Here is a 25670-nt window from a genome sequence, read left to right on the forward strand (position 1 = left end):
ATCCTCTTCAAGCCGCTCTGGCGTGGAGCGCCTCGTCGAAGCGATCCCACACAGGACGCAGATCGACGACTGTCCTCTTCATCCGTGCTTCGTCCATCGCTAACGCAAGGATGCCCGCCTCGAGCGCATTCAGCGTCGAGACGGGGAGTTCGGTGCCGGTGCGGACGCTGTCGAGCAGGTCGGCGGCCATCTGTTCGTCTGCGCCGTAATGCTGGGAAAGTTCGGTTGCGGCATACTTGGTCTCAACGATCTTCTTGCCGGTCAGCTGCTCGTGCACGTCGAGATAGCCGCGGACGAAATCGCCTTCCGCCATCCCGCGCGAACCCATGATGGCAAAGCGGCGGAACTGATCGGGAACGTTGAGATTGGTGTGGAAATTCATGCCGACGCCATTTGCATATTCGACGATCGCGACCTGATAGTCGATGATGTCGGCATCGCTGTCGAAGACCCTGTCCGATGCCATCCAGCCGCTGGGTTTGCGGTGAAAGAGTTCGAGGTCGTTGATCCCTTCACGCGCTGGATCATTTGCAGGAATGAAGCTCTTGCGTCCGCCGAAACTTGCGACGCGTTCCGCCCTGGCGCCGACCACACCGTTATAGAGGTCGAGGTCATGGCAGCATTTTTCCAGCATGAAACTGCCGGAATACCGCTCGTAACGTCTCCAGTCGCGCATGAAGAACGCGCCGTGATAGGGTTCGATATGTTCGGATGCCTCGATCGAGACGATCTGGCCGAGCTTGCCGGCTGCCTGGATGGCGCGAAGGTCCTTGTAGAGCGGCGAATAACGCAGCACCAGGCCGACCATCAGCCGTTCATGGCCGAACTTTGCCATTAGCCTGGCGAGTTCGATGCTTTCGGCGATCGTGGTGACGATCGGCTTTTCGCAAAACACTTTCAAGCCGGCCTCAAGGCCCAGCCGGATGTGTTCCAGATGCATGTGGTTGGGCGAGCCGATCATCAGGAGGTCCAGCTTTTCGCCGGCAAGAAGCTCCTGAGGCGACGCGTAGGCCTTGCCGACCGAAATACCCTTTTCCGTCAAGCCGGGGAGACCGGCAGGCTCCGGATCGACGTAGCCTGCGATTTCGAAGCTGCTGTCGATAGCCTTGAAAACATAGCCAAGATAGCCGAGCCGGAATCCCAGCCCTACGATTCCCACTTTCATGCTAAAGTCGTTCCCATTTCGTAATTTATTTTCTTCAGGTTGGGGCAAAAATTACAAGTCGTCAACTGTTAACGCGGCTTCTCCCGAAATCATGAAATTAATTTTCATGAGCCGAAAGTGGACCGCGATATCACCGCTGCTTTTCCGTTTGCGGTTTCTCAGATTCCGAGACTTCGCTTGGATTGGCTATCGGAAGCATGTTGCGATAGATACCCGGAACGGAACCTTCGATCGGGATCGCGCCAACGCTGCGGCGATAAAATTCCATCGGGCCGGCGCCGCCAATTATGCCATAGGCATACTGGACCTTGGGCGTGCATGTCGAGCAGGGTGGCAAGCAGCAAGGCCTGACCGACGCCATGGCCGCGGGCTGAAACATCCACGCCTGTCGGCCCAAAGAAGCCTTTGGCCGTCGCCTCGTGGCAAGCAAAGCCGATGAGCTCACCGTCTTTGACGGCAACAAAACACGACGGCGGCTGGCGCATTGTGGCAACGGTCGCCTCCGACGCCCATCCGACGCCAAAGCGCGGCTCGATCCACGAGGTGAGCGCTTTGAGCTCGGGTGCAAGCACCCGGCGGATCAGGATGTGCTGATCTGCCAAACGCTTCTCCAGCGCGCGATCGGGTCTAAGTTCGTAGAGTTTTACCAGCATGTCCATGACTGTGTCCTTTGTCTTTCATCCCTTGACCGCGCCTGCCGTCAGACCCGCAACGATGCGGCGCTGGAAGAAAAGCACCACCAAAATCAGGGGGAGGGTGACGGTAACCGAGGCCGCCATGATCTGGCCGAAGGGATATTCGTAGCGGCTGTTTCCGGCAATGAGGCCGATTGCAACCGGCACCGTGCGGTTCTCGTCCGTCAAAGTGAAGGTGAGTGCGAAGAGGAACTCGTTCCACGCCAGGATGAAAGCCAAAATGCCGGTGCTGGCGAGCGACGGACCCATCAGCGGCAGCAGGATCTTCATCAGAATGCGAAAATGCGAGCATCCGTCGATGATTGCCGCTTCTTCCAGCTCACGCGGGAATTCCCGGATGAAGGTCGTGAGAACCCAGGTCGTGAACGGCACTGTCGAGAGAAGATAGGTCAGAACCAGTGCGCTTGGACGATTGAACAACCCCATCCAGTTGATCAGCTCGAACATGCCGGAGAGAACGACGACCTGTGGAAAGATCGAGATCATCAGGATGATCATCAGCAGTGTCCGGCGCTGCGGAAAATCGATCCGCCCGAGCGCATAAGCGGCACTAAGGCCGATGAAAAGCGACAAGAACGTCGTCGCCACCGCGACATAGGCGGAATTGAGAAGCGAGCCCATGAAGACTGGATTGTCGATCAGCTGCCGGTAGTAGGTGAAATCGAGCGCGGGAACGAGTGCAGCCCGGTAGAGCGCTGCGCCCTGCTTCGTCGAAGACACGAAAGCCCAGTAGTAGGGGAAAAGCGTGTAGATCAGCACGAGCAGGAGTGCTGCGGACTGAAAGAGCCTCACGATGCGTCGCCGCACCCGGTAGTAGGCGGCAGGTTTGCGTACCGTTCTGTAGAGTGCAACGTCCGTCATTTCGTCAGCTCCCCGCTTGCGCGATCGAGACGCAGCGCGCCGATGATGATGATGGCGGCGAGCGCCACCAAGAGGAACACCCATGTCGATGCGGCCGAGCCGACACCCAGTTCCTGAAAGCTGATGAGCCTGTCACGGGCATAGATCGACACCGTCATGACATTCTCATTGCTGGCAGCCATGACATAGGCAAGGTCGAACATCCGAAGGGCATCGAGCACGCGAAAGAGCACGGCCACGCCGATGGCCGGTCGAAGCATCGGCAAGGTGATCGACCAGAAGCGCTTCCACGCCGGAATGCCGTCCACCTCCGCGGCTTCGAATATTTCCGGCGAAATCAGCTGCAGTCCGGCGAGGATCAACAGGACCATGAAAGGCGTCGTCATCCACACGTCGGCAAAAATGATGACGCCCATGATCAGCGAGCTGCTCGCCGTCCAGGCTATTCCGTGATCGATAAAGCCCAGTCCGATCAGGATCTTGTTGAGCACCCCGAACTGGTCGTTCAGCATCCATTCCCAGATTTTTGCGGAAACGACGACAGGGATCGCCCAAGGGACGAGGATGGCAGCACGCACCAGCCCCCGTCCCGGGATGGCCTCATTGATCAAAAGCGCAATTGCAAGGCCGAGAACGGTTTCGATCGCAACGGAAATGACCGTGAAGACGATCGTGTTCCTGACCGCCACCCACCAGCTTCTGTCGTTGATCACGTCGAGAAAATTATCGATCCCAACCATGGAATAGATGGAAGGATCATCAAGATAGGCATCAGTGAAGGAAAAGAAGAAGGTCCGCGCGAGAGGCCAGACGGCGACGAGCAGCATCACGATGATGACGGGGATGAGGAAAAGCCATGCGGCCAGGTGGTCGCGGCGTGCCAGACGCGCGCTCATTGCTCTGCTGCCCTCACATTGCTGGCAGTCGCCCTTTTTTGCGGGATCCGCCGGTCCGCGGCGTCGAAGACGAATACCGCCTCGTCAGCAAACTTCAGTCCGATCCGCAGGCCGATCATTTCCTTGGCAGGCGGAACATTCACCCGGATCACCCACACGACCTCTTCCGTAATGCGGCAATAGGCAAAATGCTCGTGCCCGAGGTCCTCGACGCGCTCCAGGACGCCTGATATGCGCCCGGTGCCGTCGGCTGCGATGGTAAGGGCTTCGGGCCTCACGCCGATGGTCGCTGCCGTTGCATCGGAGCCCAGAAATCCTGCGTCAACAGAAAGTCCACCAGGGCCTGCAATCTTCTTGCCGCCGGCGGCATCTCGCATGGAAACGGACAGGAAGTTCATCCGTGGGCTTCCGATGAAGCTTGCCACGAAGCGGTTGTCCGGCGCGTGGTATAGGGTTTGCGGCGTACCCACCTGCTCGATGCGCCCGTGATTGAGAACAACGATCCTGTCGGCGAGCGTCATGGCTTCGGACTGATCGTGCGTCACATAGATCATCGTCGTCTTGAGTTCGTCGTGAAGCTTGGCGATCTCCATGCGCATCTCCATGCGCAGATCGGAGTCCAGGTTCGAAAGCGGCTCGTCGAAAAGAAAGATCTCCGGCTGACGGACCAGCGCCCGGCCGATCGCAACACGCTGGCGTTGGCCGCCGGACAACTCTCTCGGACGGCGATCCAGGAGATGATCGACCTTGAGCATTCTTGCAACGGCGAGCACCTTGTCGCTGATGGCGGTCCGCGCAAGACCGAGCGTTTCCAGCGCAAAGCCGATATTGCGCGCAACGCTCATATGCGGATAGAGCGCATAGGATTGGAAGACAAAGGCAACGCCCCTCTTGGAGGCTGGAACGTCGGTGACATCGTCGCCGCCGATGCTGACGGCGCCCTTTGTCGGGGACACCAGACCGGCGACAATACGCAGCAAGGTAGACTTGCCGCAACCAGACGGGCCGACAAAGACGATAAACTCGCCGTCCCTGATCCTGAGATCGACATCTTCGATCACGGAATGCGTGCCATAGCTTTTTGAAACGGAGTCCAGTGAAACCGATGCCATCTTACACCCGAACTTGATTATGCTGAAAAGCAACGGCCACTTCAGTGGCCGGTTGCACGGCAGGCAAGCCGGCCGCGCGAGCAGGCAAGGGGTCCTGCTCGCGCCGGCTTGTCAGAAAAGCCTCAACGGCTCTCCTTCAGCTTCTCAAGTCGCGCTGCAAGGGCGCTCAGCCCTGCCTTGATATCGCCGCCGCCTGAAAGCATATCGTGGACCGAGCGATAGAAGGCTTGCGAAACGCGGTTATAGCTCGTGCCGGTATAGCCTGAGGGACGGCTTGCGCTATCGGCGAATGCCTGCTGGTTGTCCTTGAGGAAGGGCAATTTTGCCAGCACGTCCGGATCGCTGTAAAGCGCCTGGATCGACGGGTTGTAGGCCGCCTCGATCGCCCGCATCTTCTGCATGTCGGGTGCGGTGATGAAGTTGACGAAGTCGGCCGCAACCTCGGGCTTGGCACTGAACTTTGAAACGCCGTAATACATCGGGCCGAGGCAGCCGCTCGACTTTTGGCCCTCCTTGCCGACGGGAAGCGGCATCACGCCGACCTTGTCGATGACAGCACTGCCTTTCTGGTGGGTCGTTCCCCAAACATAAGGCCAGTTGCGATGGAAAACCGCGTTTCCGGACTCGAAGATCGCGCGGGAGGCTTCCTCGTCGTAGTTCAGCACGCCTTCCGGGCTGATGCTGCCGATCCAGCCTTTGGCCTTCTCTATCGCTTCGGCTGCCTGCGGATTGTCGATCGTCACCTTGCCATCGTCCGAGATGATCGTGCCGCCGCCATTTGAGGCGATCAGTTCGATAGCGTCGCAGGTAAGACCTTCGTAGCTCTTGGCCTGCCAGGCATAGCCCCATATCTCGCCATTGCCGGCGGCGCGTTCCTTGTCCTGGATTTCCTTTGCGCTGGCTGCAAGCTCGTCCCAGGTCTTCGGCGGCTGCTTGCCGTATTTCTCCAGAAGATCCTTGCGATAATACATCAGCCCGACATCCATATAGGCGGGCATGGCGACCAGCTTTTCGTCAAGCTTGGCTGCGCCGAGCGTCGAGGCGAAATGCTTGTCCTGATCTGCCTGCGGCACCAGGGTCTTCAGGTCGAGCAGGTTGTTTTTGAACATGCCGAGCCAGATGACGTCCAGGAACAGGACGTCGATGTCCTTGGATTTCGACGCCAGCAGCTGCTGATAAAGCGGGATGGCATCATCCAGCAAAGCCGGCATCTTGTTGATCTTCGCCTCGTTGCCGGTCTTTTCCTTCCAGGCATTGGCGACCGTCGTACAAAGCTCGAACTCGGTCGGCGAGCAGAATACGGAAATGGTTTCCGCATGGGCGTTCCCGGTCCAAATGCCGACGGAGATGGCTAAAGCAGCAAGACTTCTCTTCAACATGAACTGTTCCCTTTTTGTGATAGCGCTTCGGTATCTATGGAACTCTATGGCTCCTGGGCACACATTAGGACTGGTTATATCCAGTCATGTCAATATGGACTTTGTCGAGAATTACGTGGAGAGTGGTTGCAAAATGACAGCAAAGGAAAGGGAACAGGTTTGAACAAGCGTCAGGAGCGCCCGCTTTCCATTATGCCTCAGAGTCTGGTGGATCGCGAAGATCCCCGGCCGCTCCACAAGCAAGTCTATGAAGCGCTTTTGACGTCGATTCGGAACGGCAAGCTGCCGTTGCGGGGGAAATTGCCCTCGGAACGCGAATTAGTTGATCTTTTCGACGTCAGTCGGATCACCATTCGGCACGCAATACGCGAGTTGGTCCAGCAAGGCGTGGTGACGAGCCAGCCGGGCAAAGGGCTTTATGTGGCAGAGCATAGCGGCGGCTTCGAGCTGCAGGTTCTCAAGAGCTTCACCGCCACAGCCATTTCGAACGGCCGCGTTCCTGGACATCGCCTGATCGAGGCACGTGTCCTTCGTGCACCGCTGGAGATCAGCCGGCCGCTTTTCCTGCCGCCCGGCGCCGATGTCGTCGTGCTCTCCCGATTGCGCTTGCTCGATGAGATCCCGGTTGTCATTCAGACGGATTGGTTGCCGGCCGCGCGCGTTCCTGGCCTTCTCGACCTGGATTGGACGGTGGGCAACCGCTCGCTCTATGCAGAGCTGCGCCAGCACCATCACATCCATCCGTCGCGCGGGCAAACAACATTGAGCGCGCGCCTGGCGTCTGCTGACGAGGCGGAGATGCTTGGCTTGCATTCGCCGGCCGCTGTCCTGACCGTCGATCAGATTGCCTTCGACAACCGCAACCGGCCGGTGAACCTCACGGCACTTGTGCATCATCCGGAGCGCTATCCCCTGACGCTCGCGCAATCTGAAACGGGCGACATCGCGCAATATTGAAGAGATGTCGACGTGTTCCGCAACCATCGCCACTGGGATGACGACGACGGCACGGGCTTTCCCTACGAGCATTGCGCAGCTCTGTCGCTAGGTGGAACCTGTCGCGAAACGGAATGGGAGGCCCTGAGCCTCTGTGGCGGTCAGGAAAACCAGTGCAAGATCCGCGAATGGGCCTGCACCTGAGGCAGACGAAACACCGCGCATGCTTCCCGTCAGTGCTTAAATCGTGTACGTTCTCGGCGGCCAATCCAGTGCGTACCAATGAAGATGTGGCGCACGCCCCCGGGGGCGATGCGATGAGGCCATTACTCGGCAAGGGCCCCAATTAGCTTCTTGTTGGACATCGACCCCACGTCGGTGACGACAAGCTTGTCGTCCGAGCGCGAAATCGCGAGGCTTTGGCTAGGTTCGCCCAATTTCCCCGGCACGGATATCGTCGCTGATTGCCCCTCGGCGAGCGTGGCCGAGAAACGCACCGGAACTCCGGCCTCTCCCTCCGCAATCGTTGCAACCACCCGATAGCCGTCATTTTCGTCGGTGTAGTAGAAGACGCCATGAAAACCGCCGACATGGATACTTTCCCCCGCCATGGGGGGCAGCTCATCGGCATGCAACGGAGACGCGGCCAGGCCGAATGCCGCCAGGCCACCGATGAAGTTGATTATCGTTAGGCTCCGTTTGGACGATCTCGGGTGGCCGGTGGTGACATGATGACCCGATTGCGCGCGCCGATGGTTAAGTTCTGGATGGGGGGCACCAAGATTGATCTTGTTCATGGAAGTGACCTCTTTCTTTGTGCTGGATTACAGCTTGAAAGGATGTTACTATCATTTCGATATCTAGTCACTATCAAAATGATATTAACATGAAGAATCTTTCCGATACCTTTTGCCCGATTGCCCGCAGCCTCACCTGCGTCGGCGACGCGTGGAGCATGTTGATCCTTCGCGACGCGAGCATGGGCCTCACCCGCTTCGACGAATTCCGGAAAAGTCTGGGCATCGCCCCCACCATTCTGACCCGACGGCTGGCGACGCTGACGGAGGAGGGACTTCTGGAAAAGCAGCGCTACTCGGAGCGGCCTCCGCGCGATGAGTACGTGCTGACCGCCGCCGGACGCGATTTCTTGCCGGTGCTTGTCTTACTGGGTGCGTGGGGACGCCGGTACCGTGGCGAAGGCAGATTGGCGCGATACGTCGACGCGGAGACAGGAGAAGAAATTGAACCAGTAGCCGTGGATGCCGTCACAGGGGCAAAGATCGGCACTCGCCCGATTCGCGTTGCAACACCCGAATAGTCGGCCTGCGCCGGCAGTCGCCACTATACCTGCCCATAGCTCGGAAACGCCGTACCGCGACTCGACAATCGCCACCCCAGTTGCGATGTTGATCGAAACCGTCGGCTGTTCGCCGAGGCCGAAACTGGCCATTTTCACGACCTTGACCTGCGGGCTCGCAAGCGCCGTGGCGAGTGATGATGTATCTGTTATCTCGCTCACGCGGCGTAGTGTCGGAGAAAGGGAAGGAAGAGAAATAGCAAACTATAATTATAGTTTGGGGATAAACGTTTATCGTCGTTTTGACAGCTGCTAACATTCTTCATGTGATTTGCGCCTTGGGGCCATGCCGCGACCGCTTGCAATCGGTCAATCCAGCGCCAGGTTCACTACAAACGCATTGGAGAGGAAGAGATGAACAAGGACCAAGACAGGATCCGGCAGCGGGCATACGAAATCTGGGAGCAGGAAGGACGGCCGCATGGCGAGGAGCTGAGGCATTGGCTGGCGGCATTTGAAGAGCTTGGCGCGGGTGGCGGGCTCAAAAGGGGCGAGGCCGCTGCAGCTTCCAGCACGCCTGCCGCAAAAGCCGGCAAACCGGCTGCTTCCAAGACAAAGCCCAAAGCCGTCAGCAAACCGAAAACGGCGGACGTGAAGAAGCCCTCGAAATCGACGCGAAAGGCGACCGTCTAGTTGGTCGGCGGACGCAGGCTTGGGACGGTTCTTGAGCAATCAGGAGAATGCGTGGTTTATGATGTCATTGTGGTGGGCTCCGGATTTTCGGCGATCGCGGTCATGTGCAATCTCATCGAACGCCTTCCCGGCACTGGGGCGATCGCGTTGTCGGTGACGATCCTGGCTTCGGTCGCGGCACCGCCTACCGGACGGAGCTTTATCTGCATCGTCTGAATGTCCCTGCGGGCCGCATCAGCCATTGAGCGCCGGGCAGTTCTGGGAGATCATCGCGGTTCCAGATATTAGGATGCAAGCAAAGGCGGTCGTTGAAGAAATTACGGGACAAAGCTAAAGTGGCGATGCAGCCAAGTGCTCGTTTTCCCTTCCGAGGATGCTGGGGATGTTAATTCAATTGTAACACCGCACCGATGACCAGCATTTTCTTCAAGATACCCGCCAGCCTTACGCGATTGGGTTAGAGGAAGCCTCGGTGCGAAGAAACCAACTCCGATAGGCCGCGCTCTCGGCCGGTGCTCCTGCGACAGCGCTGTTCGTGCCAGAGCTGACTGAATGCAGGAATGTCCATGAAACCGCATTTCTGTCTTGGTGGCCCACCTATGGGAAGTGGTGTGGAACCCGGACAATCTGATACCGTAGGATTGAATGGGCCGGATTTCGGCTCCGGCTAGCGGAATGCATGCCTACAGCCGGTGACCTCGCGGACGGCACCTTATCCCAATTATTCGCGGCGCTGCTCGAAGTGACATTCGCTGAAGAAACGGCGACAGACGAGGCGCTTTCGAAGCTGGGCGAGAGCGGCATCAACCAGCGTGCCGCGGCAGCCGCGTGATGGTATAGAGCATACAACGTTGTCGCGTGCGCTCGGCCATTGCCTTTGGAGCTTTCAGTCTCCATGCGTATGCGGTTTGGCATGTCCGTGAGTCCGCATGTAACGCTCGTCCAACGCCGCGATCAGGGCTTCAGCTTTCTCCCCGGCACTGACCTTCAGCAATTCATCAATCTTGGCTTCCATGCGGTCATCATTTTCCTTCGATGAAGGCGAGCCGACGTAGAGGAAATAGGCAAGGCCCACCACTTGCCAGAGCAACTGCAGGAATTCCGACTGCCAGTTTTCCAACGTGTCTCTACCAACCTGGATTAGATACCCCGACAATTCGGGCGACTGCCCATGCTGGGCAGCCTCATCAACGAAGGCGAACCAACCCAGGATCCAGTGACCTGTGATCGTGATAAGAAAAAAGGCGGCCGTGATATAGGCGTATCCATAACGCGTCATCGTCAAGGCTCCCAAATTGCGATTTGAGGAAATGCCTTACGCCGACTTTATGTTCCGCAATGACGCTTGGTGCGAGCCAGCGGCAAAACCGACAGATCGTCATCTTCGAGCGCAATATCTGGGCTGACTGACCCGTCCGACCCCGCGAAGTCCCTGATCACGCCGCTACCAGCGGGCGCGGTGGCGGTTGATCAGGTCGGCTGACCATTTTCCAAGTCTACCGGCCAGCCACCCCCAAGCCTACCACTCGGCTTTCGGGTCGGTCTCGTCCTCGCCGACAATGATAAAACGCACGCGTTTGGCGATACCATGAGGCCCCGCCGATCGGATCAAATTCCGGCCGGACCAGTTCGGCAGGGAATAGAAGGGGCGGCGGACGAAATCCACACGGATGAAGAGTTTGCGAAGGGCCATGAAGAGCTTCGCGGGACGTTGGCTTGCCGCGCCGGCCCGAGCCATTGCTGCAGACGCCCGAAATTCGGCCGCCCCGCTCACTCGAGGACGACTGCCTCGCCATCGAGGACCGCCGTCGCAATATTGAGCCGCTTTGCTGCTGCAATCGCTGAAAAACGATGCGTCCAGTCATTTCCACCGCACGTGATGATCCGGCCCCTTCGGCGGCTTCGCTTTCGGAAGTGCCAGACACGGGTCGATGCGCGCCGGCATGGGATCGCGAGGAGGTTTGGCTCCGCTGGATCGCGCGGCTTGCGCGTTCGCGTTCGCAGTGGTTTGTCGGTCGCCTGGAGAGGCCTGGAACGCGGGGACTTTGCAAGGATACTATTCTATCGGCCGCTTGTACTGCTCGATCCGCATAGTGCGGCCGAGGGCCTCGGCGAGCGCTTGAGACGAATGCGCGCCCCTGAGTGCGAGACTGACGGCGGTCGTCATCGCCACACGGCCACGGCCGCTCTCTATCGAAACACGATTACCTCTGCACCATTGGTGAACCACAGTGGTAATCGTGTCGATCTGGCTTTCATCGAGGGGAAGTAAATCTTGAAGAGACATCTTGTGCTCCTCCGTTTGGCAAGAGCACGTACAATCTCCTAACCGGTCTCAGCCGTTAGATGGGGCCGGTAGGAGCAGTGTACGCCGACCATCTCAAACGCAACGAAAATCGCGATTTTCGAGGAGAGCATCGCTTTCCCGCTCTCTGGACATTTCTGAATGAGAGGACCACTGGAACAGACGCGGCCTTGATACCCGATCTTTCACACAGCGCGGCGGTGATGCTAGGTTTAAAGCCTCATCGCCAGGGCGCGAGGGCGAGACCGCGTCAGTAACGGGCGCGTGACCTAGACTCCTCTCATCTTGGATCCGCTGTAGAACTAGGCCAACATGGCAGCTTCAATACTGACGGCGATGAAGGCGTCGCGAGCATAATCGGGCGATTCTCTTCGCTCGACAGCGGCGGCACAGATACGTAGAGCGCTGAGATAGTGTGGGCTGTTCGTCGTTGGCCATCGATGTTTAAGATATTCAATTGCGACCTCAGGGCCGAAAATCGCTTCGCTGAAACCGTTTCCTACTCTCACATTCACCGGTGCACTCCAGAATATCTGCGGGTGCTTTCTTGCTTCGATTCTCATGGAATGGGCTCCTCCTGAAACCCAACTGTAAAACTACCAGGGAGTTGGAACGTTCCCTCGAAAATCGCACTGTCACGGTTCATGTTGCGCGCAGTTTCTGATAGTAACCAGATCGGTGCTGCGTCAGGGCTCGGGCTCCGTTTTTCGGGCACTCGCTGAGGTCTCCGGCCCTTGAAGTCGCCGACCGCTTTCATGAAGGGCCGCGGTGGCCGCCGTCCAGAAATGATGTTGCGGCCGCACTGAAGGGCCGCGGGAATGGCGGCCCTCCAAGCAATCAGAAACAATGACTCAGGCAGCCTTCGTCGCCTTCACATTTGCCGAAGTTTGCGCAAGCTGGGTGAGCTTCTTGTCGGTGGCTTCCTCTTCCGCGAGACTTGCCTGAAGGAGAGGGATCGCGTCCTTCAGACCCAGCTGCTTGGCCCAGGCGATCAGCGTGCCGTAGCGGGCGATTTCGTAATGTTCGACGGCCTGGGCCGCAGAGATCAATCCAGCGTCGAGTGCGGCAGAGCCCTTGAACTCTTCGATGATGTCCTCACCTTCCGCGATGATGCCCTGGATCGCCTCGCAGATCTTGCCACGAGCGGGCTTGCCGATGATCTCGAACACCTGCACGAGCCGCTCGATCTGACTTTCGGTTTCGTCACGGTGTTTCAGGAAACCCGCTTTGCCTTCCTCCGATTGCGCCGCACGCGCCATCTTCGGCAAGGCTTTGAGGATTTGCTTCTCGGCGAAGTAGATGTCCTTCAGCGTGTCGACGAACAGGTCGTTCAATGTCTTCTCTTCCATTCCGTCCTCCTACGGTGGGATGAGTCACCAGCCCAGAACGTGGGGCGCCGCGGGATGTTCCCCGCGACCATAGTCGCATTTTTCGAGCTCGCCTATTCGCGCTCGTTACGGTCCCGGCGCTGCTGCTGCCGCAACGGTTCGGGATGGGCTTAATCTTCGGACTCAAGATTTGGTCTGCATTGTAGTTCAGGGAACCGTTTCGGTGACAATTCATTCCCCTCCCGCGGCGCGGATCTCGACAGGCGAGGGAATCTACCGATGGGCGAGTTGGTCTCCCTGTGAGCGAAGCAGACGCAAACGGCAAGCATAGTTTCGAAAAGCCCTCGACGGAGACAATCTCATTGCCTTGAACAAAAAAACGGGTCCCGCGTTCCTTTGAAGGGCAAGGAGCTCTTGATGTCCTACGGATCGCTGAGTGCTTTTGGTGACACCTGGTGCCGGTACAGCCCGGACACCGAGACCCTCGAGGCCGCTCATGACCTGGTGGACCAATACCTCGTGTTCGCCGAGGAAGCGCAAGTGGGAAATGACATCATCGACGAGATCGAGCTGCCCGTCCCGAAGCCTGTCCTGATCAAGTCGTTTGGCCTCGTCATCGCTGCCGAGCACCGTCCGCAGATAAGAACTCTGCTGATCAAGGCCGCCATGACGCTTGCCTAGTACCGCGACGACGTCGGACCACGGATGCGGTTAAAGCCTACGACACCGCACGGCAGGCCGCGGGCGGCCCGATCGCGGGAATTCGAGCGCCGTCTCGAAAAGAAGCTTGTGGCGGTCGCTGCAGAACGGATCAACCTCGGCGCGTTCTATCGCCGCGCCTTTATCGAGGCCATGCATTAATATGAATTCGGGTTCGAATGGCTAACAGACATTCTCGTCGATCGAGAGCTTTACCAAACCGGCGGAGGCAATGATGGAGCAGGAGAGCAGCGCAGCGGATTTCGCCCGATCCATCGAGAGGTGGACAGACGAGGAAATATTTGAACTCCTGGCGAAGCTCGAAAGCGATAGCGAGAGCGCTTCATCAGGTGAAGAGTTAGAGCCCGACATCCAGGCAAAGATCATTATCGTGGAAAACGAGATCGAAACGCGCTTTCCAGGCCAACTCCTCGCGCCATTCAAGAAATGGAAGCAAGACCGGCCGGCAGGCAGCACCGCGACAGAAGAATGAAATTTTCCGAGATTTGCGACGCGAGGCAATGCATCGGAAGCTTTGGCCTGTTCGGAACTTTGAGCGCATCGTAGAGGCCCCTCCAGCTCCAGTCTCTGGAAATAATATATCTCTTCATCTCAACAATGTTTACTGGCTGCTGTCCTCTATCAGCGGCATATTGGCTCAACCGGAGCCCGCGGAAAACCGCGGGCGTCCAATCGATCGATTACTTCGAGTTCTTGTGGCTCTGCTGACCGGCTTTAACGTGCTGTTCGTGAGAACCGCCTTGCTTTCCGGACGAAGAAGACTTCCGAGATGAAGAGCTGGATGCGCTCTTTTCCCCCTTGCCTGAGCTACTCCCCTGCTTGTTTTCATTTGGTGCCATGGGTATTCCTCCATCGAGGCCATGATTGGCCGCGCTATCTAACGTCAGTCGGCACGGTCTGTTTCATGCATCACATCCTGTGGTGACGACAAGAGAACGGCGGCGCGCGCTCTCGTTACCTTACTTAACACGCCTTATGACGCGCATCGAATGCAGTTTACACCGATGTCAAAGGTCTGAAGTTCGATGACAAGGGGATCTGGATGGCGTTGGGCCTGTAGGCCGTTCATTCGGGCCGCTAGTCGCAGCCGCTTGGCTCGCCGCGATTGCGGCTCCTGCAAGCGGGCAGCACGCGGACCGTGCGCAACTCTTGTGCACTCAGATCAAGTTTGGACGCACCGGAGCCCGTCTACCGGCCTTGGCTGATAGCAAGGCGGCGATTTTTCCCGGTGAGATGCCAAAGATCGGCGGCGATCTTGCTTCAACTGGCAAAAACAACCCCGGGGAACCTTGAGAACGCTCGCGGGTTAGCGCCAGTCCCTTTGTTCAGCGAGGCTGCTATGTATCATCACGTTAAAGAGCGTATGTGTACGGCTCGCGTCGATGAACCGGACCCACATTCGGCAATATGCTGCTGGAGCGGTTCGGAAGCCCAATGGCGAGCTGGCCGCCGCCATGCAATATTCGATTCAAGGTCTCAATTGTGAGGATCCGGCCCATAAGGATCTTCTAATGGACATCGGCACCGAAGAGCTCAGTCACCTGGAGATCGTTGGGCTTTTGGCGCGCATTGCACCTCAAGCCGCTGAAATCTTTCAGAGAGGAAGCCGAGGCCGACCCACTGATTGCCATTGCCGGCGGCGGCGTGAACCTTTTCAACTCCATGGGTAATCCGTGGACCGCCGATTGCCTCAAGATCACCGGTGACCTCGACGTCGACCTGCGCAGCAACATTGCGGCATAAGCCCGCGCTAAGATCGTCTACGAGCGGCTGATCATTTTTGTCGCGATCCCGGCACCAAGGATGCCCTGCAGTTCCTGATGACCCGAGAGATCACTCGTATGCGAGCTTTCTCCCTTGCTCTGGAGAGCATGGGCAAGCCGCCGCTTACCGTCGGCATGATCGCGCCTACGCCGAAACTCGTTGATCAATTCTTTAACGATTTCAACCGGTGAAGGAGATCACGGCGAAGTGGATGCGAGAGGTCCTTGGAACGAGGGCGAGCCATGGGAATTCGTCAAGGCGCCGGCGTTCCAGGGAATGAAACCGGGTGACCCAGTTGCCATTCATGCCGAAAGCGCGCACGTCGGAGGATCGGAGGCGATCCAGGAGTTGCTGATCGACGAGCTGCGGGATCTGCTCCACGCCGAGAAGCAGCTTCTTAAGGCCCTGCCCAAGATGGAAAAGGCGGCGCGCTCCAGGCAACTGCAGACGTTGCTGCAAACCCATCGGCAGGAAACCGTGGCTCAGGTCGAACGCCTCGCCGAATGTCTCCAGATTTTTGGGGGTGCCCGCGCGTGCCAAGCCGTGCAAAGGAGTGGCGGGTCTGGTCGAGGAAGGTGAGGAGGCGATGACCGAAGGTATGAAGAAGAAGGATGTCCCACGGCACTCCGCGTGGAACACTATGAAATTGCGGCTTATACAACAGCCAGGAACTCCTTGCTTTGCAGCTGTCGCAACCGATCGTCGCCCAACTGCTTACGGTCTCTCTAGGCGAGGAACAAAATGCGGAGCAGCTGCTCGATCAGCTGGCCCAGCCGCTGATGTCGGTGGCTCGCATGCCGCCAGACTTTTCTTAAGAGCTCACTTGCAGTGGTGGTTTGCGCCTGGACGGCTACGACGGCGGCTTATGGGCATATCAAGACGCAAATCATCGATTAAGAAGACGGCTCGGTTTCTTGTCGAACCGGAGATCGATTACAGGGAAGTTGTGCAGCTCCAGCGCTTCGCCGCCGTTACACTTCCAAAGGTGCTCCATCATCTGCCCCTGGCGATCCTGGCGGAACTGACGGGCGCTGCATCCGTTAGGATGACGAGTTCATTGGGATGCGGGCGGGATCAGGAGACCGTGAAATGGAATTGACCGATCCCGTAGACAGCCGGCGAAGCATTCTGGTGATCGGCGCTACCGGACTGATCGGCTTTGCGATAACGGTAAGGTTGAGACGCGAAGGCCATTCCGTCACGGGTCTCGCACGAACCTGGCGACGGTCTGGTGCGATCCAGACGATGCCCTTCGACATCGCGCGCGCCACGAAGCCCGAGGATTGGGAGCATGTTCTATCCGGCGTGGAGATCGTCGTTAATTGCGCAGGCGCGCTGCAGGATGGTCCGAGTGACGACGTAACGGCCGTTCATTTCGACGGCCCTTCCGCCCTCTTCAAGGCCTGCGAACGCGCCAGGGTGAAGCGCCTTATACACTTCTCGGCGATCGGGGTGGACCGTGCCCAGCCGTCCGATTTCTCCAATACCAAGTATCGAGCGGAACAGGCGCTCAAGGCTTCGGCGCTCGACTGGGTCATTCTGCGTCCCTCGGTGGTGATTGGACGCGCAGCCTATGGGGCAAGCGCTATGTTCCGCGGGCTTGCAGCTCTGCCGATCTTGCCCCTGATGCCAGACACCGGCAAGCTTCAGGTCGTTGAGCTCAACGACGTGGTCGAAACAGTGGTCAGGCTCCTGCCTGATAGCGCGCCGGCCCCGGTCACACTCGATCTGGCTGGGCCGGAGCCGCTCGAATTCCGCGAGGTTGTCGCTGCCTTCCGCAGCTGGATGGGGCGGAAACCTGCACAGGAGGTCCCGCTTCCGACGTCGATCGCGAGAGTTCTCTATGGCCTCGGCGACCTGGCAGGATGGCTGGGCTGGCGTCCGCCGCTCCGGTCCACCGCCGCGCGCGAAATCGTCCGTGGGGCGACAGGGGATTCGGCGCGGTGGATCGAAGCCACCGGCATCATCCCGACATCGCTGAACGACGCGCTCGCCGCATATTCAGTCAGCGTGCAGGAGCGGTGGTTTGCGAGACTCTACTTCCTTAAGCCGATCTCGCTGGTGGTGCTCGCGGCATTCTGGATCGCGACCGGCATCATATCGTTGACCGTCGGATGGGGGCCAGGTGTCGACCTGATGCGCCGCACAGCCTTACCGGCGCTTGCCGAATTCAGTGTCGTTGCGGGGGCATTCGCCGACCTCGTGGTCGGTGCGCTCATCGCGTTCCGCCGTACATCTTATGCCGGATTGTTGCTAGGGGTCGCCATTTCGCTTTTCTATGTCGCGGCAGGCACGCTGCTACTGCCGGAGCTTTGGAGGGACCCGCTCGGGCCGCTGCTCAAGATCTGGCCGATCCTCGTCCTTCACCTGATAACGATCGCCATACTGGAGGACCGATGATCACATATTTCGTGCTCAAATACCTTCATATCATCGGCGCCTCGGTTCTCCTGGGCACCGGCGCCGGTATCGCCTTCTTCATGCTGCTTGCCCATCTCACGGGCCGGCCGACAGTCATCGCGGGAGTAGCGCGCATAGTCGTCATCGCCGATTTCGCCTTCACGACGACGGCCGTTCTCCTCCAACCCATTACCGGTGTCGCACTTGCCTGTAATGTCGGCTACTCCCTCGGCGAAGGCTGGATCGTGCTATCGATACTCCTTTACATCTTCACTGGCATGTTCTGGCTGCCGGTCGTGTGGATGCAGATGGAAATGCGCCGACTGGCCGAGGCGGCGGTCGAAGCCGCTACCGCTCTACCTATTCGGTATCACAATCTGTTCTGGCGCTGGTTCGCCTTCGGGTTTCCGGCGTTTGCCGCCGTGCTTGCCATTTTCTGGCTGATGATCGCACGGCCGGCTCTCGGCACCTGGTTTTGATGGCTGACGGGATAACGCGCAGCTCTGTCGCCACGAGCAGCCCGGTCGCCCTTCAAACTTTGGACGCTCCCCCATATGCGTCCGACATCGGCTATGCACAAGACGTCGCCGCGCTCTTTAAGACCTATTTCCCATATGCGGATTGCAATCTCAACCAATGCCCTCGGCCGTTGCGGTCGTGCTGGAAAACGAGAAAGCCGAGCATCGTTTCACGCTTACGGACCATTCCATGAAATTCCGAAACTCCCGTGTAAGACTTTCGACTTTCACGGCTTCAAAGGCAGGTGGCGCGTGGTATCCTACGGCTGGAACTACGATTTCGACCGCCTAGCTTCGGAGCCAGCGGTATCCCCGGCTTTCCTGCGTCCTGAACATTCCATACGGCTTTCGAGCGGCTGCGCCACTTGATCACGCTCCGGGAAATGCGCCGGACCCAGGCTCAAGCACCTGAGAAGGCCAGACCAGAAGTCAGCACCGGATCCCGCTGAGAAGTAAATAGCGTTAGGACTAGGCGGGGCCGAATTCCACTTCTCGACGCCGGCGGCAACAGGAAACCGATCCCCGTTCGAAACCTTGTCGATTGCGCCCCGGGCGGACCGCCGCGGGTAGCTCGGTCCGGCTGAAGGAGCGAGGCAAAGTTTTCGCACACAGATCACTGCCGACTAATGGTCGCCGAGACAAGACAACCGCCAATTGTTGTAGCGGAAGAGGTTCAGCTATGCGGATTTGGGCCCGGCCATTCAAAAATCGCAAGTCGGTAGCTTGCGAGAGCGCTTTGCGGACATTAAAAGGTCAAGGTCGGTGGCGGATGGTCCGAACTTCTCGTAGAGGCGCTTTGCCTCTTGCTCATCGAGCCGGTATTTGCTGGCGAACTCGCTTACTTTGTACGGACGGCCGCGCAGAACTTTTCGCAGCGGCCTGTCATTCAAGGCATCGGTCATGAGGTGCTCCTCTGGCATTCCCGAGGGTACGCATATCGGCGATTGGCTGGCGTCAATGCCAGCTGAATGCCACCTACGCGATGACTTGACCAACGCATCCGCTGACTGATTGTTTCGTCTCATGTATTTAAGGCGGCCTTGGATCCGCCATTCGCCCATTGCGCCATGACGGGTGCGACAAAAGTCGAGCCAGTGCCGTGAATAGGTTCGGCTCAACCGTCGGGGGTTGCCTCGGCGATCGCCAGCAGGCCGCCAGCAGCAAAGATCCTGAGAGCGTCCTCCACTCCAGGACGCAGTGACCAAAAAACGTGCGATCTGAACATATCCGCCTCGCCGAGTTGCTGCCACGTGCAGAAGTCAGATCCGGAGGCGTCGATGCGAAGTTGCGCACCTGGCTCCCTAGGGTAGCGGATGACCAACCGCCCCAGCACTGCGTACTGCTATAGTTTGAAACATAGATGACAGCTTCGAGTTTGACCGAGCACTGGTCTTCAATGGCCGCACGTTGATCCATGCGGATCCCTCGTTAGGTGAAAGCACGTTGATCCATGCGGATCCCTCGTTAGGCCGCGAGCCTTTGACATCAATGCGTCGATCGTCGGCGGTCGGCTGAAGCCGATCAAGGTTGACGAGGCGACACTTTACACGCTCCCGACCGAACCACCGCTGATCGTTGCCGGTGCACTTTCAGCAAGAACAGCCGAGTGGGCCGGCCATTGGGCAGATGCGCTAATTACGGTCAATCAACCCCGCGAGCGACTTGAAGAGATCATAGACGCCTTCAGATTCGGCGGCGGGAATGGAAAGCCTCTCTATCTGCAGGCCCATGTCTCCTACGCAAAAAGTCAGTTCGAGGCACGCGCGAATGCTTACGACCAGTGGCGCAGCAACGCGATGACAGCGGCGATGGCGGAAGACCTCCGTCTGACTGGGGATTTCGACGATGCCTGTCGGCACGTCCGCCCTGAAGACATGGATCAGCATGTCCGCATTTCAGCCGATCCTGCAGATCATATCGCATGGTTGGTTGATGATGCGCGGATGGGTTTCGAAAAGGTATTCTTGCACAATGTCGGGCGCAACCAAGCGGAGTTCATCGATGTCTTTGCCGAGAATGTTTTGGCTGGACGCGGAAGAATCTAGTCCGAATACACCGTATTCGGCAGGATAGTTTTGTGCGACTCGTCCATCGCCATCAGCTGCCACGAGGGATCAGGCTATACCTGCGAGGCGCAAGACAATCAGCATAGATCGCGCCGTGGATGATGCGGCCAATCCCACGATCGCTCGTGCAACGCGCATTAGCGGTCATGTATCTCGCAGCTGACTAACTGGCCCATGGACGAAATCCATTTGGCTGCTATGTCCTGTCGGTATACCAACGCGGAGAAACTCGATGTCAGAGCTCGTGGTGCTCAGTTTCGATACCGCCGACAAGGCGGACGCCATTCTCAACCGGCTTGTCCAACTCGAGAAGGAATACCTTGTCGATCTGGAAGACGCCGTCGTCGCAATCCGCGACAGCTCGGGCAAGGTCCGCCTGAAGCAAAGCATCAATCTTACCGCGGCCGGGGCGGCCAGCGGCGGCCTTTCCGGTGCTCTGTGGGGATCGCTGGTCGGTCTCCTGTTCCTCAACCCGCTTGCGGGCATGGTCCTCGGTGGCGCCTTCGGCGCCGGATCGGGCGCGCTTGCTGGTTCATTAACCGACTATGGGATCGACGACGATCTCATCAAGCGGCTGGCCGACGCGATTCCGGCCAATAGCTCGGCTCTGTTCCTTCTCGTTCGCAAGGCGCAGCCCGAGAAGGTGCTGGAAGCATTTAAGGGTGAGCATGCCAAGGTCCTGCGCTCGTCGCTGTCTTCGGAGCAAGAGGAGCGCCTACGTCAGGCCCTGGCTGCCGAACCGCTCATCCCATCTGCTCCGCCTTCGTCCAACGTTTGATGGCTGCTGGACCATTGCGAACAGCGTTAGAAATTTGAAGCTGTCTGTCGATGGTTGCCTTTGGCGACGGGAGAAGCGTCGAGGACCTCGTGGGAAGGACGTAGCCGGTGAAGGTGCGATTTGCGAAGTCTTTCTCACGATTATTGAAGACGCAAAGGAAGTTTCAGAACCTCTTCGAAAAGGCTTGGAAAAGTTCGCAGGCGAAAACGAGATCCACGTCGACCAGATCGAAAGGCGGCGCAAATCCAGTCCTTAGGGAGGTAGTCGGCTTCGGCAGTAACCCCGGACGCCTTGGAATGAAACTTTTTCTTCCGAAGCGGTTGCCAGCAAAGCCGCCGCTCGTCGTGATACTTCATGGGTGCCGGCAGACGCCTGAGAGCTTCGACGCTGCAAGCGGATTTTCCAGGCTCGCTGCCCAGCGCGGATTTGTTCTTCTTTATCCACAACAGAAGAATGCCAACAATGCCGGTGGCTGCTTCAACTGGTTTCGGCCAAGCGCAGTGGCGCGCGACCGCGGCGAGCTGATGTCTGTCCGGCAGATGATCGAACATGCAATAGACCGCCACCGGATCGATCGGTCCCGGGTCTACATTGCGGGGTTGTCTGCGGGGGGATCAATGACATCGGCCCTTATCGCAACATATCCCGGCCTTTTTGCCGGTGGCGCGATCGTCGCCGGAATGCCCTTTGGAACCGCAAGGGACGCAGTATCCGCTTTGCGTGCTATGAAATCCGGCACCGCGCCTCCACCTGGCGGATGGGGCAGCCCAGTCAAAGCGGTTTCGCCTGCGCAGAGCGTGTGGCCACCGGTCTCCATATGGCAAGGAACAGAAGATCGCGTGGTGAAGTCCGTTAACGCGAAGGCATGCGTTGCCCAATGGCTCGAGGTTACCGGCATCCCGGAAGAAATGCGCCGCACGGTTGTCCAGCCATGGGGGACGCTTGTCCGGTGGAAACAAGATGGACGCTTTCGGGTGTCGCTCTACTTGCTACAGGGATTCGGCCATGGGCTTCCAGTGCGAAATCTCGGGAAGGGCCGGGGACGAAAGCTCGATCCTTATGTCCTTGATGCGGGTATTTCCGTTCCAGCCGAGCTCATGCGTCTCTGGGGTTTGAAACGGTTCGTTCCTTGAACATAACCCCCTGCCTTCGTTCATGCGGTCATGAAACAAATCCCAGCGCGGTCAAATGATGTCACGGCGACACGGTGCGTCATCTGGTCTGGGCGCGAATTGTACTTCTATTGCGCGCGCTGATTTATTGTGTATGACGGTTTTGCGACAGAAACTGTCGCGATGATCTAGAGGTAGGAGGGAACTGTGAGCGCAAAACGGAAACGAGTTTACGAAGCGCTTTTGGATGGCGCCACAGAAGGTCTTTCCGGCAAGGCGCTCTACGATTTTGTGCTGCAGCGCTGTCCCAAAGCCACCAGCAAGAAGATTGTGCGTGCTTCGCTTCTTGCTCTTTCAGATCCTCACGTGAAGGATAGGAATGTTCTGCAGACGATTTGCGCGCTTGCGATAGCGCACAGAATGGATGAGGTCGGGTCGGCGAGTGATCCAGATGATGAGGAAGATCCTACGGAAAAGAGCCCGGTTCTGCGCAAGCTGAAGAAGAAGGCCCCACCCGCTTCGGTGCCTCGTGAAGCAACTCCGAATTGAAGTTGGCACCATGATCGTCCAGCACTAAGAAAAAGGTACTCGCCTATAGCCGCTATATTCGCGAGGACGGATCATTCTCCTCGCCAATTTCAAGCTATAAGCAACATATCACTGTTTCATTTCAGGAAGCGATACGGAACTGCCACGGTAATCGAATACAGTGCTTACATCTGGTTGGGCGTTTTTCCCCCTTAACCAGACCGCACACTTGCCCGCCGCCGGCGGGCTTTTTTTCACCATTCAACGCCAGAACTTTTTTGCATCCACGACGTCGTCGAGCGCAGTCTGTGCTTCATCGATCAAGTCTTGCTTGTCGGCATGCGAGATGACCGAGCTCGCAGCCGGATGATCTTCCAGACCATGCTTCTTCAAGACGCTTGGCCCTGTTGCGAGGTCGTTCAGAGCGCCAAGGTGATCCTGCAGGTCGCCCATCGCCGAAATGAACCGCTTGTGGCGGCGCACGCCGCGTTTGTCGGGAAAGAGCGAGCCGAAGAACTCGGCTGCATACCTCAGTTTCTTAGCGTCCTTACGGGCCTCGTGACGTTGTTCGTCGTCAACCTGTGCAAGGGCACGGCCATGCTTCTTGAGCTTCTTGCGCATCCGGTCGAGCGCCTGACAGGCGAAATCGACGGCCGTCCCATTGCGATCATCGGCGGTCTCTGGTCGGTTGAGGTACTCACCGCAGTGAAGCCATTCGTTGAAGTCAAGCATCAGGGAACGGGCGCGCGAGGACTGAAGGGCGTCGACGACGTCGTCATAGGCGGCGTTGCGTGCAGTCTTCAGCCGGTCATGCATATTATCATCCTTGGCCTTGACGAGGAGAACGTCCAGGTTTCGGGCGTCGCCTAGTGTTCCTGCCAGCCACCGGAGCTCGTCCTTCAGGCGCTCTGCCTCTGCATCAGCAAGCAGCGGCTTGTAGAGTGAAAAGACAGAGCGAAGGCGTCTGAGCGCCACGCGTGACTGATGGAGAGCCTCAGCATTCCTCCGGCAAAGGAGCACATCCTCATTCAGCCTGAATTGCCGGAAGCAGGATTGCGCGATGGTTTGAAAGGACCTGACCGCGTTCATATTCCGGTCGAGATCGATGGGTTCTGCCTTGAACACGAACTGCTGCGGCCCGATGAGCTGATAACCGCGGCCCGCTTTGGACTGAACGCCGACACGAACGGGTGCAACGGCTTTGATCCGCCTCGCAAGGACGAACAGATTTTGGCGGTCACCGTCCTTCAGCTCAAGCTCGACCTCGCAGATCGGTGTTCGCCGCTCTCCCGAGATCACGGTTCCCTGGTCCACGACCACCTCGATCTGTGATCCGTTCTCGCTCGGGTTCCAGAGCCGTCTGTCAACCTGGACATCGAACTGGGGAGCGACGTTGAGGTCAGCTCCAAACTCGGTCTGCAGCGGACTGGAATGATCAAGCAAGGGCGTGTCAGTGATTAAAGGAGTCTCCCACTCCGACCGTGCGAAGAGGGAGGCGCTTGATCCTGTCGCCTTTACCGTCTGTATCAAGGCCTCGCCTGTGCGGCGGATACGCAGGGTGAAGCCTGCCTTGAAGAGCTGATGGTCGTCGGTGTCGAAGTATGTCGAGTGCTGGATGAGGACGTCTTCTGGCTCTCCGAGAAATTCGGAAGCAAGCAGCTCTTTGACCGCTTCAGGTGGCAGCTCGAGTTTCAATTCGATTTCGGCAGCCAAGGATGATCTCCAAGGTTCGTTTGAAGCAAGCACATAGTTCAGCCGTGTCACGGTATCATGATGCCGACAACTGAGGATGTCATTGTAGCGGAAAAGGTCGATCTTGCCGAGGCTGGACTCAAGATTGACCGTTCGCCAGGGTGCTGTCCGCTTGACGAATGCGCCCATAGCGGACGACGATGTTACATGATCGATCGCCATCGCAACCGGAAACACTTGCAGACGTAGACGATGTGCACCAGGCCGGCGCGGTCTGTTTGCTCAATCATGATTTGATTTCAATGAAAGACGCTACGCTTTCTGCTCAGGCCTCCTGGACGCGCGACCAACGGCACCGAATGCGATCTCGATCGAGGACCAGAGCTACGTGTCATGTGTCTTGCCAGTTCTTCCCAACCAGTCTTGCCAGCTCGGCTTGCGCCTGCGATCAAAAGTTCGGCAGCACGAGAGGATGCCTTTTAATCAGGCGCGTCACCATCCTTGCCAGTCCGGCCACTGCGGCCTTTTCCACGCCATTGCGCGCGATCGGTCGATAGCGTAGCGCTCCAGGTAGCCCACATCCGGGATTTCTACATTAACGGGCGCGGTGGTTAATGGACCGCGCCCCGACGAGGGCGGTTCGTGTCATCTCTTCGTAATTTCTGCGGAAGAGCATCCTGTGCGGAGCTTCTGACAACGTCCATCGCCGCCAGGCGAAAGAGGTCATGGACCCGGCCGAAACGATCCCCGGAGCGTCCAGCGGCCGAAACGACGGCGAACGTCGCCGTTGTGATCGGATACGCGTCTTTTCCCGGCAGGTCAGTGAGCGAGACGAAGAAATGTTTGGTCTTGTCCCAGGCGACTGCGTTGACGGCGGCCTGCACGCCCTCGGCTCCCGGCTTGACGAAATTTCCGGACTTGTACTGAAGCGAGGCGAAGGGGAAACCGGTGCGTTCCACCTGCCCGTATTCGGCGTAGGCGATGGCACCTTTGGTGCTCTTGACCGCCTGGATCAAATCCTGCGTGCCTTCCGCACCCGTTCCGCGAAAGATCGGGGTTCAGCGCCTTGATCGCCAAGTCGGACCAACGCTGGATCCTGCCAAGATAAATATCGGCAAGGACAGGGCCCGATAGCCGAAGGCGACCTGCGGCAATACCATCGACGTTCGCGACAACTGCAACACTGCCGAAGACCATCGGAAACTGTCGACGGCCGTGCTTTTCGAGTTCGGCGGGGGTTAACCGGTACGTCCGTCGCGGCAAAATCCAATTCCGGCTGATCGAGCCGCATGAGGCCGCCGAGCGAGCCGACCAGTTCGTAGTCGACCGTCCAATCAGGAGAGCTGAAATCTCCTCCATTGGCTCGGGCGACACGGTAATCTTCCGCCCATTGCGCCAACGCGTGCGACAAAAGTCGAGCCAGCA

At 58.2% G+C, this 25670-nt stretch carries 27 protein-coding genes and 5 pseudogenes; 16 read left to right on the top strand and 16 right to left on the bottom strand.

Going from position 1 to position 25670, the window contains the following annotated elements:
* Positions 1-7: 7 nt before the first annotated feature.
* From ACZ9DP_RS18020 to ACZ9DP_RS18045, 6 genes and pseudogenes are all read right to left on the bottom strand, one after another.
* Positions 8-1165: a Gfo/Idh/MocA family protein gene (locus ACZ9DP_RS18020; protein WP_476203114.1), complete on the bottom strand. Its 1158-nt coding sequence runs from the start codon at positions 1163-1165 to the stop codon at positions 8-10.
* Positions 1166-1295: 130 nt separating this feature from the next.
* Positions 1296-1824: pseudogene (locus ACZ9DP_RS18025) on the bottom strand (GNAT family N-acetyltransferase).
* A gap of 18 nt (positions 1825-1842) precedes the next feature.
* Positions 1843-2721 (bottom strand): carbohydrate ABC transporter permease, encoded by an 879-nt coding sequence (locus tag ACZ9DP_RS18030; protein ID WP_022718735.1) that lies wholly within the window; start codon positions 2719-2721, stop codon positions 1843-1845.
* Positions 2718-3617 (bottom strand): carbohydrate ABC transporter permease, encoded by a 900-nt coding sequence (locus tag ACZ9DP_RS18035; protein WP_039845864.1) that lies wholly within the window; start codon positions 3615-3617, stop codon positions 2718-2720. Before ACZ9DP_RS18035 ends, ACZ9DP_RS18030 begins: the two co-directional genes overlap by 4 nt.
* Positions 3614-4729 (bottom strand): ABC transporter ATP-binding protein, encoded by a 1116-nt coding sequence (locus ACZ9DP_RS18040; protein ID WP_194727993.1) that lies wholly within the window; start codon positions 4727-4729, stop codon positions 3614-3616. Before ACZ9DP_RS18040 ends, ACZ9DP_RS18035 begins: the two co-directional genes overlap by 4 nt.
* Before the next feature lie 122 nt (positions 4730-4851).
* Positions 4852-6108: an ABC transporter substrate-binding protein gene (locus tag ACZ9DP_RS18045; protein ID WP_476203115.1), complete on the bottom strand. Its 1257-nt coding sequence runs from the start codon at positions 6106-6108 to the stop codon at positions 4852-4854.
* 192 nt (positions 6109-6300) lie between these two features.
* Between ACZ9DP_RS18045 and ACZ9DP_RS18050 the strand changes: the two genes are divergently transcribed.
* Positions 6301-7065 carry a GntR family transcriptional regulator gene (locus ACZ9DP_RS18050; protein ID WP_039846943.1) on the top strand — a complete coding sequence of 255 codons (765 nt, stop codon included), beginning with the start codon at positions 6301-6303 and terminating at the stop codon, positions 7063-7065.
* 6 nt (positions 7066-7071) lie between these two features.
* Positions 7072-7248 (top strand): annotated as a pseudogene (locus tag ACZ9DP_RS18055) (DUF4189 domain-containing protein); the annotation flags it as partial.
* 122 nt (positions 7249-7370) lie between these two features.
* On the opposite strand, the gene ACZ9DP_RS18060 reads toward ACZ9DP_RS18055, so the two are convergent.
* Positions 7371-7841 (bottom strand): hypothetical protein, encoded by a 471-nt coding sequence (locus ACZ9DP_RS18060; RefSeq protein WP_476203116.1) that lies wholly within the window; start codon positions 7839-7841, stop codon positions 7371-7373.
* 89 nt (positions 7842-7930) lie between these two features.
* Here ACZ9DP_RS18060 and ACZ9DP_RS18065 point away from each other — a divergent pair, with 89 nt between their 5' ends.
* The 4 genes and pseudogenes from ACZ9DP_RS18065 to ACZ9DP_RS18080 all read left to right on the top strand — a co-directional run bounded on the left by ACZ9DP_RS18065 (position 7931) and on the right by ACZ9DP_RS18080 (position 9866).
* Positions 7931-8362, top strand: a complete 432-nt coding sequence (locus ACZ9DP_RS18065; protein WP_476203117.1) for a winged helix-turn-helix transcriptional regulator — start codon at positions 7931-7933, stop codon at positions 8360-8362.
* 393 nt (positions 8363-8755) lie between these two features.
* On the top strand, positions 8756-9034 hold the full coding sequence (locus ACZ9DP_RS18070; RefSeq protein ID WP_476203118.1) for a DUF2934 domain-containing protein: 279 nt from the start codon (positions 8756-8758) through the stop codon (positions 9032-9034).
* A gap of 102 nt (positions 9035-9136) precedes the next feature.
* Positions 9137-9273, top strand: a pseudogene (locus tag ACZ9DP_RS18075) (FAD/NAD(P)-binding protein); the annotation flags it as partial.
* 440 nt (positions 9274-9713) lie between these two features.
* A complete protein-coding gene (locus ACZ9DP_RS18080; RefSeq protein ID WP_476203119.1) occupies positions 9714-9866 on the top strand; it encodes a hypothetical protein in 153 nt (50 codons plus the stop codon).
* 54 nt (positions 9867-9920) lie between these two features.
* Here the strand turns inward: ACZ9DP_RS18080 and ACZ9DP_RS18085 are convergent, their stop codons facing one another.
* The 6 genes and pseudogenes from ACZ9DP_RS18085 to ACZ9DP_RS18110 form a co-directional block, all read right to left on the bottom strand.
* Positions 9921-10313, bottom strand: coding sequence for a DUF6766 family protein (locus ACZ9DP_RS18085; protein ID WP_476203120.1), 393 nt, complete (start codon positions 10311-10313; stop codon positions 9921-9923).
* A gap of 240 nt (positions 10314-10553) precedes the next feature.
* Complete coding sequence (locus tag ACZ9DP_RS18090; RefSeq protein WP_476203121.1) at positions 10554-10727, bottom strand: hypothetical protein; 174 nt, start codon at positions 10725-10727, stop codon at positions 10554-10556.
* Between the two features lies 1 nt (position 10728).
* Positions 10729-11089, bottom strand: a pseudogene (locus ACZ9DP_RS18095) (non-homologous end-joining DNA ligase); the annotation flags it as partial.
* Position 11090: 1 nt separating this feature from the next.
* On the bottom strand, positions 11091-11321 hold the full coding sequence (locus ACZ9DP_RS18100) for a hypothetical protein (protein ID WP_476203122.1): 231 nt from the start codon (positions 11319-11321) through the stop codon (positions 11091-11093).
* Positions 11322-11641: 320 nt separating this feature from the next.
* Positions 11642-11902: a DUF982 domain-containing protein gene (locus ACZ9DP_RS18105; RefSeq protein WP_476203123.1), complete on the bottom strand. Its 261-nt coding sequence runs from the start codon at positions 11900-11902 to the stop codon at positions 11642-11644.
* A 288-nt stretch (positions 11903-12190) separates the two neighbouring features.
* On the bottom strand, positions 12191-12688 hold the full coding sequence (locus tag ACZ9DP_RS18110) for a YciE/YciF ferroxidase family protein (protein WP_476203124.1): 498 nt from the start codon (positions 12686-12688) through the stop codon (positions 12191-12193).
* 396 nt (positions 12689-13084) lie between these two features.
* On the opposite strand from ACZ9DP_RS18110, the gene ACZ9DP_RS18115 reads away from it, so the two are divergent.
* From ACZ9DP_RS18115 to ACZ9DP_RS18140, 6 genes and pseudogenes are all read left to right on the top strand, one after another.
* On the top strand, positions 13085-13348 hold the full coding sequence (locus ACZ9DP_RS18115) for a hypothetical protein (RefSeq protein ID WP_476203125.1): 264 nt from the start codon (positions 13085-13087) through the stop codon (positions 13346-13348).
* Between the two features lie 24 nt (positions 13349-13372).
* A complete protein-coding gene (locus ACZ9DP_RS18120; protein WP_476203126.1) occupies positions 13373-13528 on the top strand; it encodes a hypothetical protein in 156 nt (51 codons plus the stop codon).
* A gap of 73 nt (positions 13529-13601) precedes the next feature.
* The gene (locus ACZ9DP_RS18125) at positions 13602-13859 is read left to right on the top strand and encodes a hypothetical protein (protein WP_476203127.1); all 258 of its coding nucleotides are present in this window, start codon (positions 13602-13604) and stop codon (positions 13857-13859) included.
* A gap of 867 nt (positions 13860-14726) precedes the next feature.
* A pseudogene (locus tag ACZ9DP_RS18130) lies at positions 14727-15966 on the top strand (DUF892 family protein).
* Between the two features lie 274 nt (positions 15967-16240).
* A complete protein-coding gene (locus ACZ9DP_RS18135; RefSeq protein WP_476203128.1) occupies positions 16241-17551 on the top strand; it encodes an SDR family oxidoreductase in 1311 nt (436 codons plus the stop codon).
* The gene (locus ACZ9DP_RS18140; protein ID WP_476205397.1) at positions 17551-18030 is read left to right on the top strand and encodes a DUF2269 family protein; all 480 of its coding nucleotides are present in this window, start codon (positions 17551-17553) and stop codon (positions 18028-18030) included. The genes ACZ9DP_RS18135 and ACZ9DP_RS18140 overlap by 1 nt, the downstream gene beginning before the upstream one ends.
* 740 nt (positions 18031-18770) lie before the next feature.
* Here the strand turns inward: ACZ9DP_RS18140 and ACZ9DP_RS18145 are convergent.
* Positions 18771-18971 carry a hypothetical protein gene (locus tag ACZ9DP_RS18145; RefSeq protein ID WP_476203129.1) on the bottom strand — a complete coding sequence of 67 codons (201 nt, stop codon included), beginning with the start codon at positions 18969-18971 and terminating at the stop codon, positions 18771-18773.
* An 894-nt stretch (positions 18972-19865) separates the two neighbouring features.
* Here ACZ9DP_RS18145 and ACZ9DP_RS18150 point away from each other — a divergent pair.
* The 4 genes from ACZ9DP_RS18150 to ACZ9DP_RS18165 all read left to right on the top strand — a co-directional run bounded on the left by ACZ9DP_RS18150 (position 19866) and on the right by ACZ9DP_RS18165 (position 22574).
* Positions 19866-20114: a hypothetical protein gene (locus ACZ9DP_RS18150; protein WP_476203130.1), complete on the top strand. Its 249-nt coding sequence runs from the start codon at positions 19866-19868 to the stop codon at positions 20112-20114.
* 253 nt (positions 20115-20367) lie between these two features.
* Positions 20368-20913 (top strand): DUF1269 domain-containing protein, encoded by a 546-nt coding sequence (locus ACZ9DP_RS18155; protein ID WP_476203131.1) that lies wholly within the window; start codon positions 20368-20370, stop codon positions 20911-20913.
* A 296-nt stretch (positions 20914-21209) separates the two neighbouring features.
* Positions 21210-22046, top strand: coding sequence for an extracellular catalytic domain type 1 short-chain-length polyhydroxyalkanoate depolymerase (locus ACZ9DP_RS18160; RefSeq protein WP_476203132.1), 837 nt, complete (start codon positions 21210-21212; stop codon positions 22044-22046).
* A gap of 186 nt (positions 22047-22232) precedes the next feature.
* A complete protein-coding gene (locus ACZ9DP_RS18165; protein ID WP_476203133.1) occupies positions 22233-22574 on the top strand; it encodes a hypothetical protein in 342 nt (113 codons plus the stop codon).
* Between the two features lie 240 nt (positions 22575-22814).
* On the opposite strand, the gene ACZ9DP_RS18170 is transcribed toward ACZ9DP_RS18165, so the two are convergent.
* Together ACZ9DP_RS18170 and ACZ9DP_RS18175 are read right to left on the bottom strand one after the other, a co-directional pair.
* On the bottom strand, positions 22815-24266 hold the full coding sequence (locus tag ACZ9DP_RS18170) for a CYTH and CHAD domain-containing protein (RefSeq protein WP_476203134.1): 1452 nt from the start codon (positions 24264-24266) through the stop codon (positions 22815-22817).
* Between the two features lie 590 nt (positions 24267-24856).
* Positions 24857-25261 (bottom strand): hypothetical protein, encoded by a 405-nt coding sequence (locus tag ACZ9DP_RS18175; RefSeq protein ID WP_476203135.1) that lies wholly within the window; start codon positions 25259-25261, stop codon positions 24857-24859.
* Positions 25262-25670 lie beyond the last annotated feature (409 nt).

The sequence above is a fragment of the Rhizobium sp. USDA 4016 genome, from assembly GCF_056279705.1.

What these genes read in the sequence shown, in the direction of transcription:
- ACZ9DP_RS18145 (WP_476203129.1), bottom strand. Translation starts at nt 18,971, where the DNA reads ATGACCGATGCCTTGAATGACAGGCCGCTGCGAAAAGTTCTGCGCGGC.
- ACZ9DP_RS18065 (WP_476203117.1), top strand. Translation starts at nt 7,931, where the DNA reads ATGAAGAATCTTTCCGATACCTTTTGCCCGATTGCCCGCAGCCTCACC.
- ACZ9DP_RS18120 (WP_476203126.1), top strand. Translation starts at nt 13,373, where the DNA reads ATGCGGTTAAAGCCTACGACACCGCACGGCAGGCCGCGGGCGGCCCGA.
- ACZ9DP_RS18085 (WP_476203120.1), bottom strand. Translation starts at nt 10,313, where the DNA reads ATGACGCGTTATGGATACGCCTATATCACGGCCGCCTTTTTTCTTATC.
- ACZ9DP_RS18090 (WP_476203121.1), bottom strand. Translation starts at nt 10,727, where the DNA reads ATGGCCCTTCGCAAACTCTTCATCCGTGTGGATTTCGTCCGCCGCCCC.
- ACZ9DP_RS18045 (WP_476203115.1), bottom strand. Translation starts at nt 6,108, where the DNA reads ATGTTGAAGAGAAGTCTTGCTGCTTTAGCCATCTCCGTCGGCATTTGG.
- ACZ9DP_RS18050 (WP_039846943.1), top strand. Translation starts at nt 6,301, where the DNA reads ATGCCTCAGAGTCTGGTGGATCGCGAAGATCCCCGGCCGCTCCACAAG.
- ACZ9DP_RS18110 (WP_476203124.1), bottom strand. Translation starts at nt 12,688, where the DNA reads ATGGAAGAGAAGACATTGAACGACCTGTTCGTCGACACGCTGAAGGAC.
- ACZ9DP_RS18080 (WP_476203119.1), top strand. Translation starts at nt 9,714, where the DNA reads ATGCCTACAGCCGGTGACCTCGCGGACGGCACCTTATCCCAATTATTC.
- ACZ9DP_RS18135 (WP_476203128.1), top strand. Translation starts at nt 16,241, where the DNA reads ATGGAATTGACCGATCCCGTAGACAGCCGGCGAAGCATTCTGGTGATC.
- ACZ9DP_RS18155 (WP_476203131.1), top strand. Translation starts at nt 20,368, where the DNA reads ATGTCAGAGCTCGTGGTGCTCAGTTTCGATACCGCCGACAAGGCGGAC.
- ACZ9DP_RS18060 (WP_476203116.1), bottom strand. Translation starts at nt 7,841, where the DNA reads ATGAACAAGATCAATCTTGGTGCCCCCCATCCAGAACTTAACCATCGG.
- ACZ9DP_RS18125 (WP_476203127.1), top strand. Translation starts at nt 13,602, where the DNA reads ATGGAGCAGGAGAGCAGCGCAGCGGATTTCGCCCGATCCATCGAGAGG.
- ACZ9DP_RS18020 (WP_476203114.1), bottom strand. Translation starts at nt 1,165, where the DNA reads ATGAAAGTGGGAATCGTAGGGCTGGGATTCCGGCTCGGCTATCTTGGC.
- ACZ9DP_RS18150 (WP_476203130.1), top strand. Translation starts at nt 19,866, where the DNA reads ATGACAGCGGCGATGGCGGAAGACCTCCGTCTGACTGGGGATTTCGAC.
- ACZ9DP_RS18035 (WP_039845864.1), bottom strand. Translation starts at nt 3,617, where the DNA reads ATGAGCGCGCGTCTGGCACGCCGCGACCACCTGGCCGCATGGCTTTTC.
- ACZ9DP_RS18160 (WP_476203132.1), top strand. Translation starts at nt 21,210, where the DNA reads ATGAAACTTTTTCTTCCGAAGCGGTTGCCAGCAAAGCCGCCGCTCGTC.
- ACZ9DP_RS18105 (WP_476203123.1), bottom strand. Translation starts at nt 11,902, where the DNA reads ATGAGAATCGAAGCAAGAAAGCACCCGCAGATATTCTGGAGTGCACCG.
- ACZ9DP_RS18040 (WP_194727993.1), bottom strand. Translation starts at nt 4,729, where the DNA reads ATGGCATCGGTTTCACTGGACTCCGTTTCAAAAAGCTATGGCACGCAT.
- ACZ9DP_RS18070 (WP_476203118.1), top strand. Translation starts at nt 8,756, where the DNA reads ATGAACAAGGACCAAGACAGGATCCGGCAGCGGGCATACGAAATCTGG.
- ACZ9DP_RS18115 (WP_476203125.1), top strand. Translation starts at nt 13,085, where the DNA reads ATGTCCTACGGATCGCTGAGTGCTTTTGGTGACACCTGGTGCCGGTAC.
- ACZ9DP_RS18100 (WP_476203122.1), bottom strand. Translation starts at nt 11,321, where the DNA reads ATGTCTCTTCAAGATTTACTTCCCCTCGATGAAAGCCAGATCGACACG.
- ACZ9DP_RS18030 (WP_022718735.1), bottom strand. Translation starts at nt 2,721, where the DNA reads ATGACGGACGTTGCACTCTACAGAACGGTACGCAAACCTGCCGCCTAC.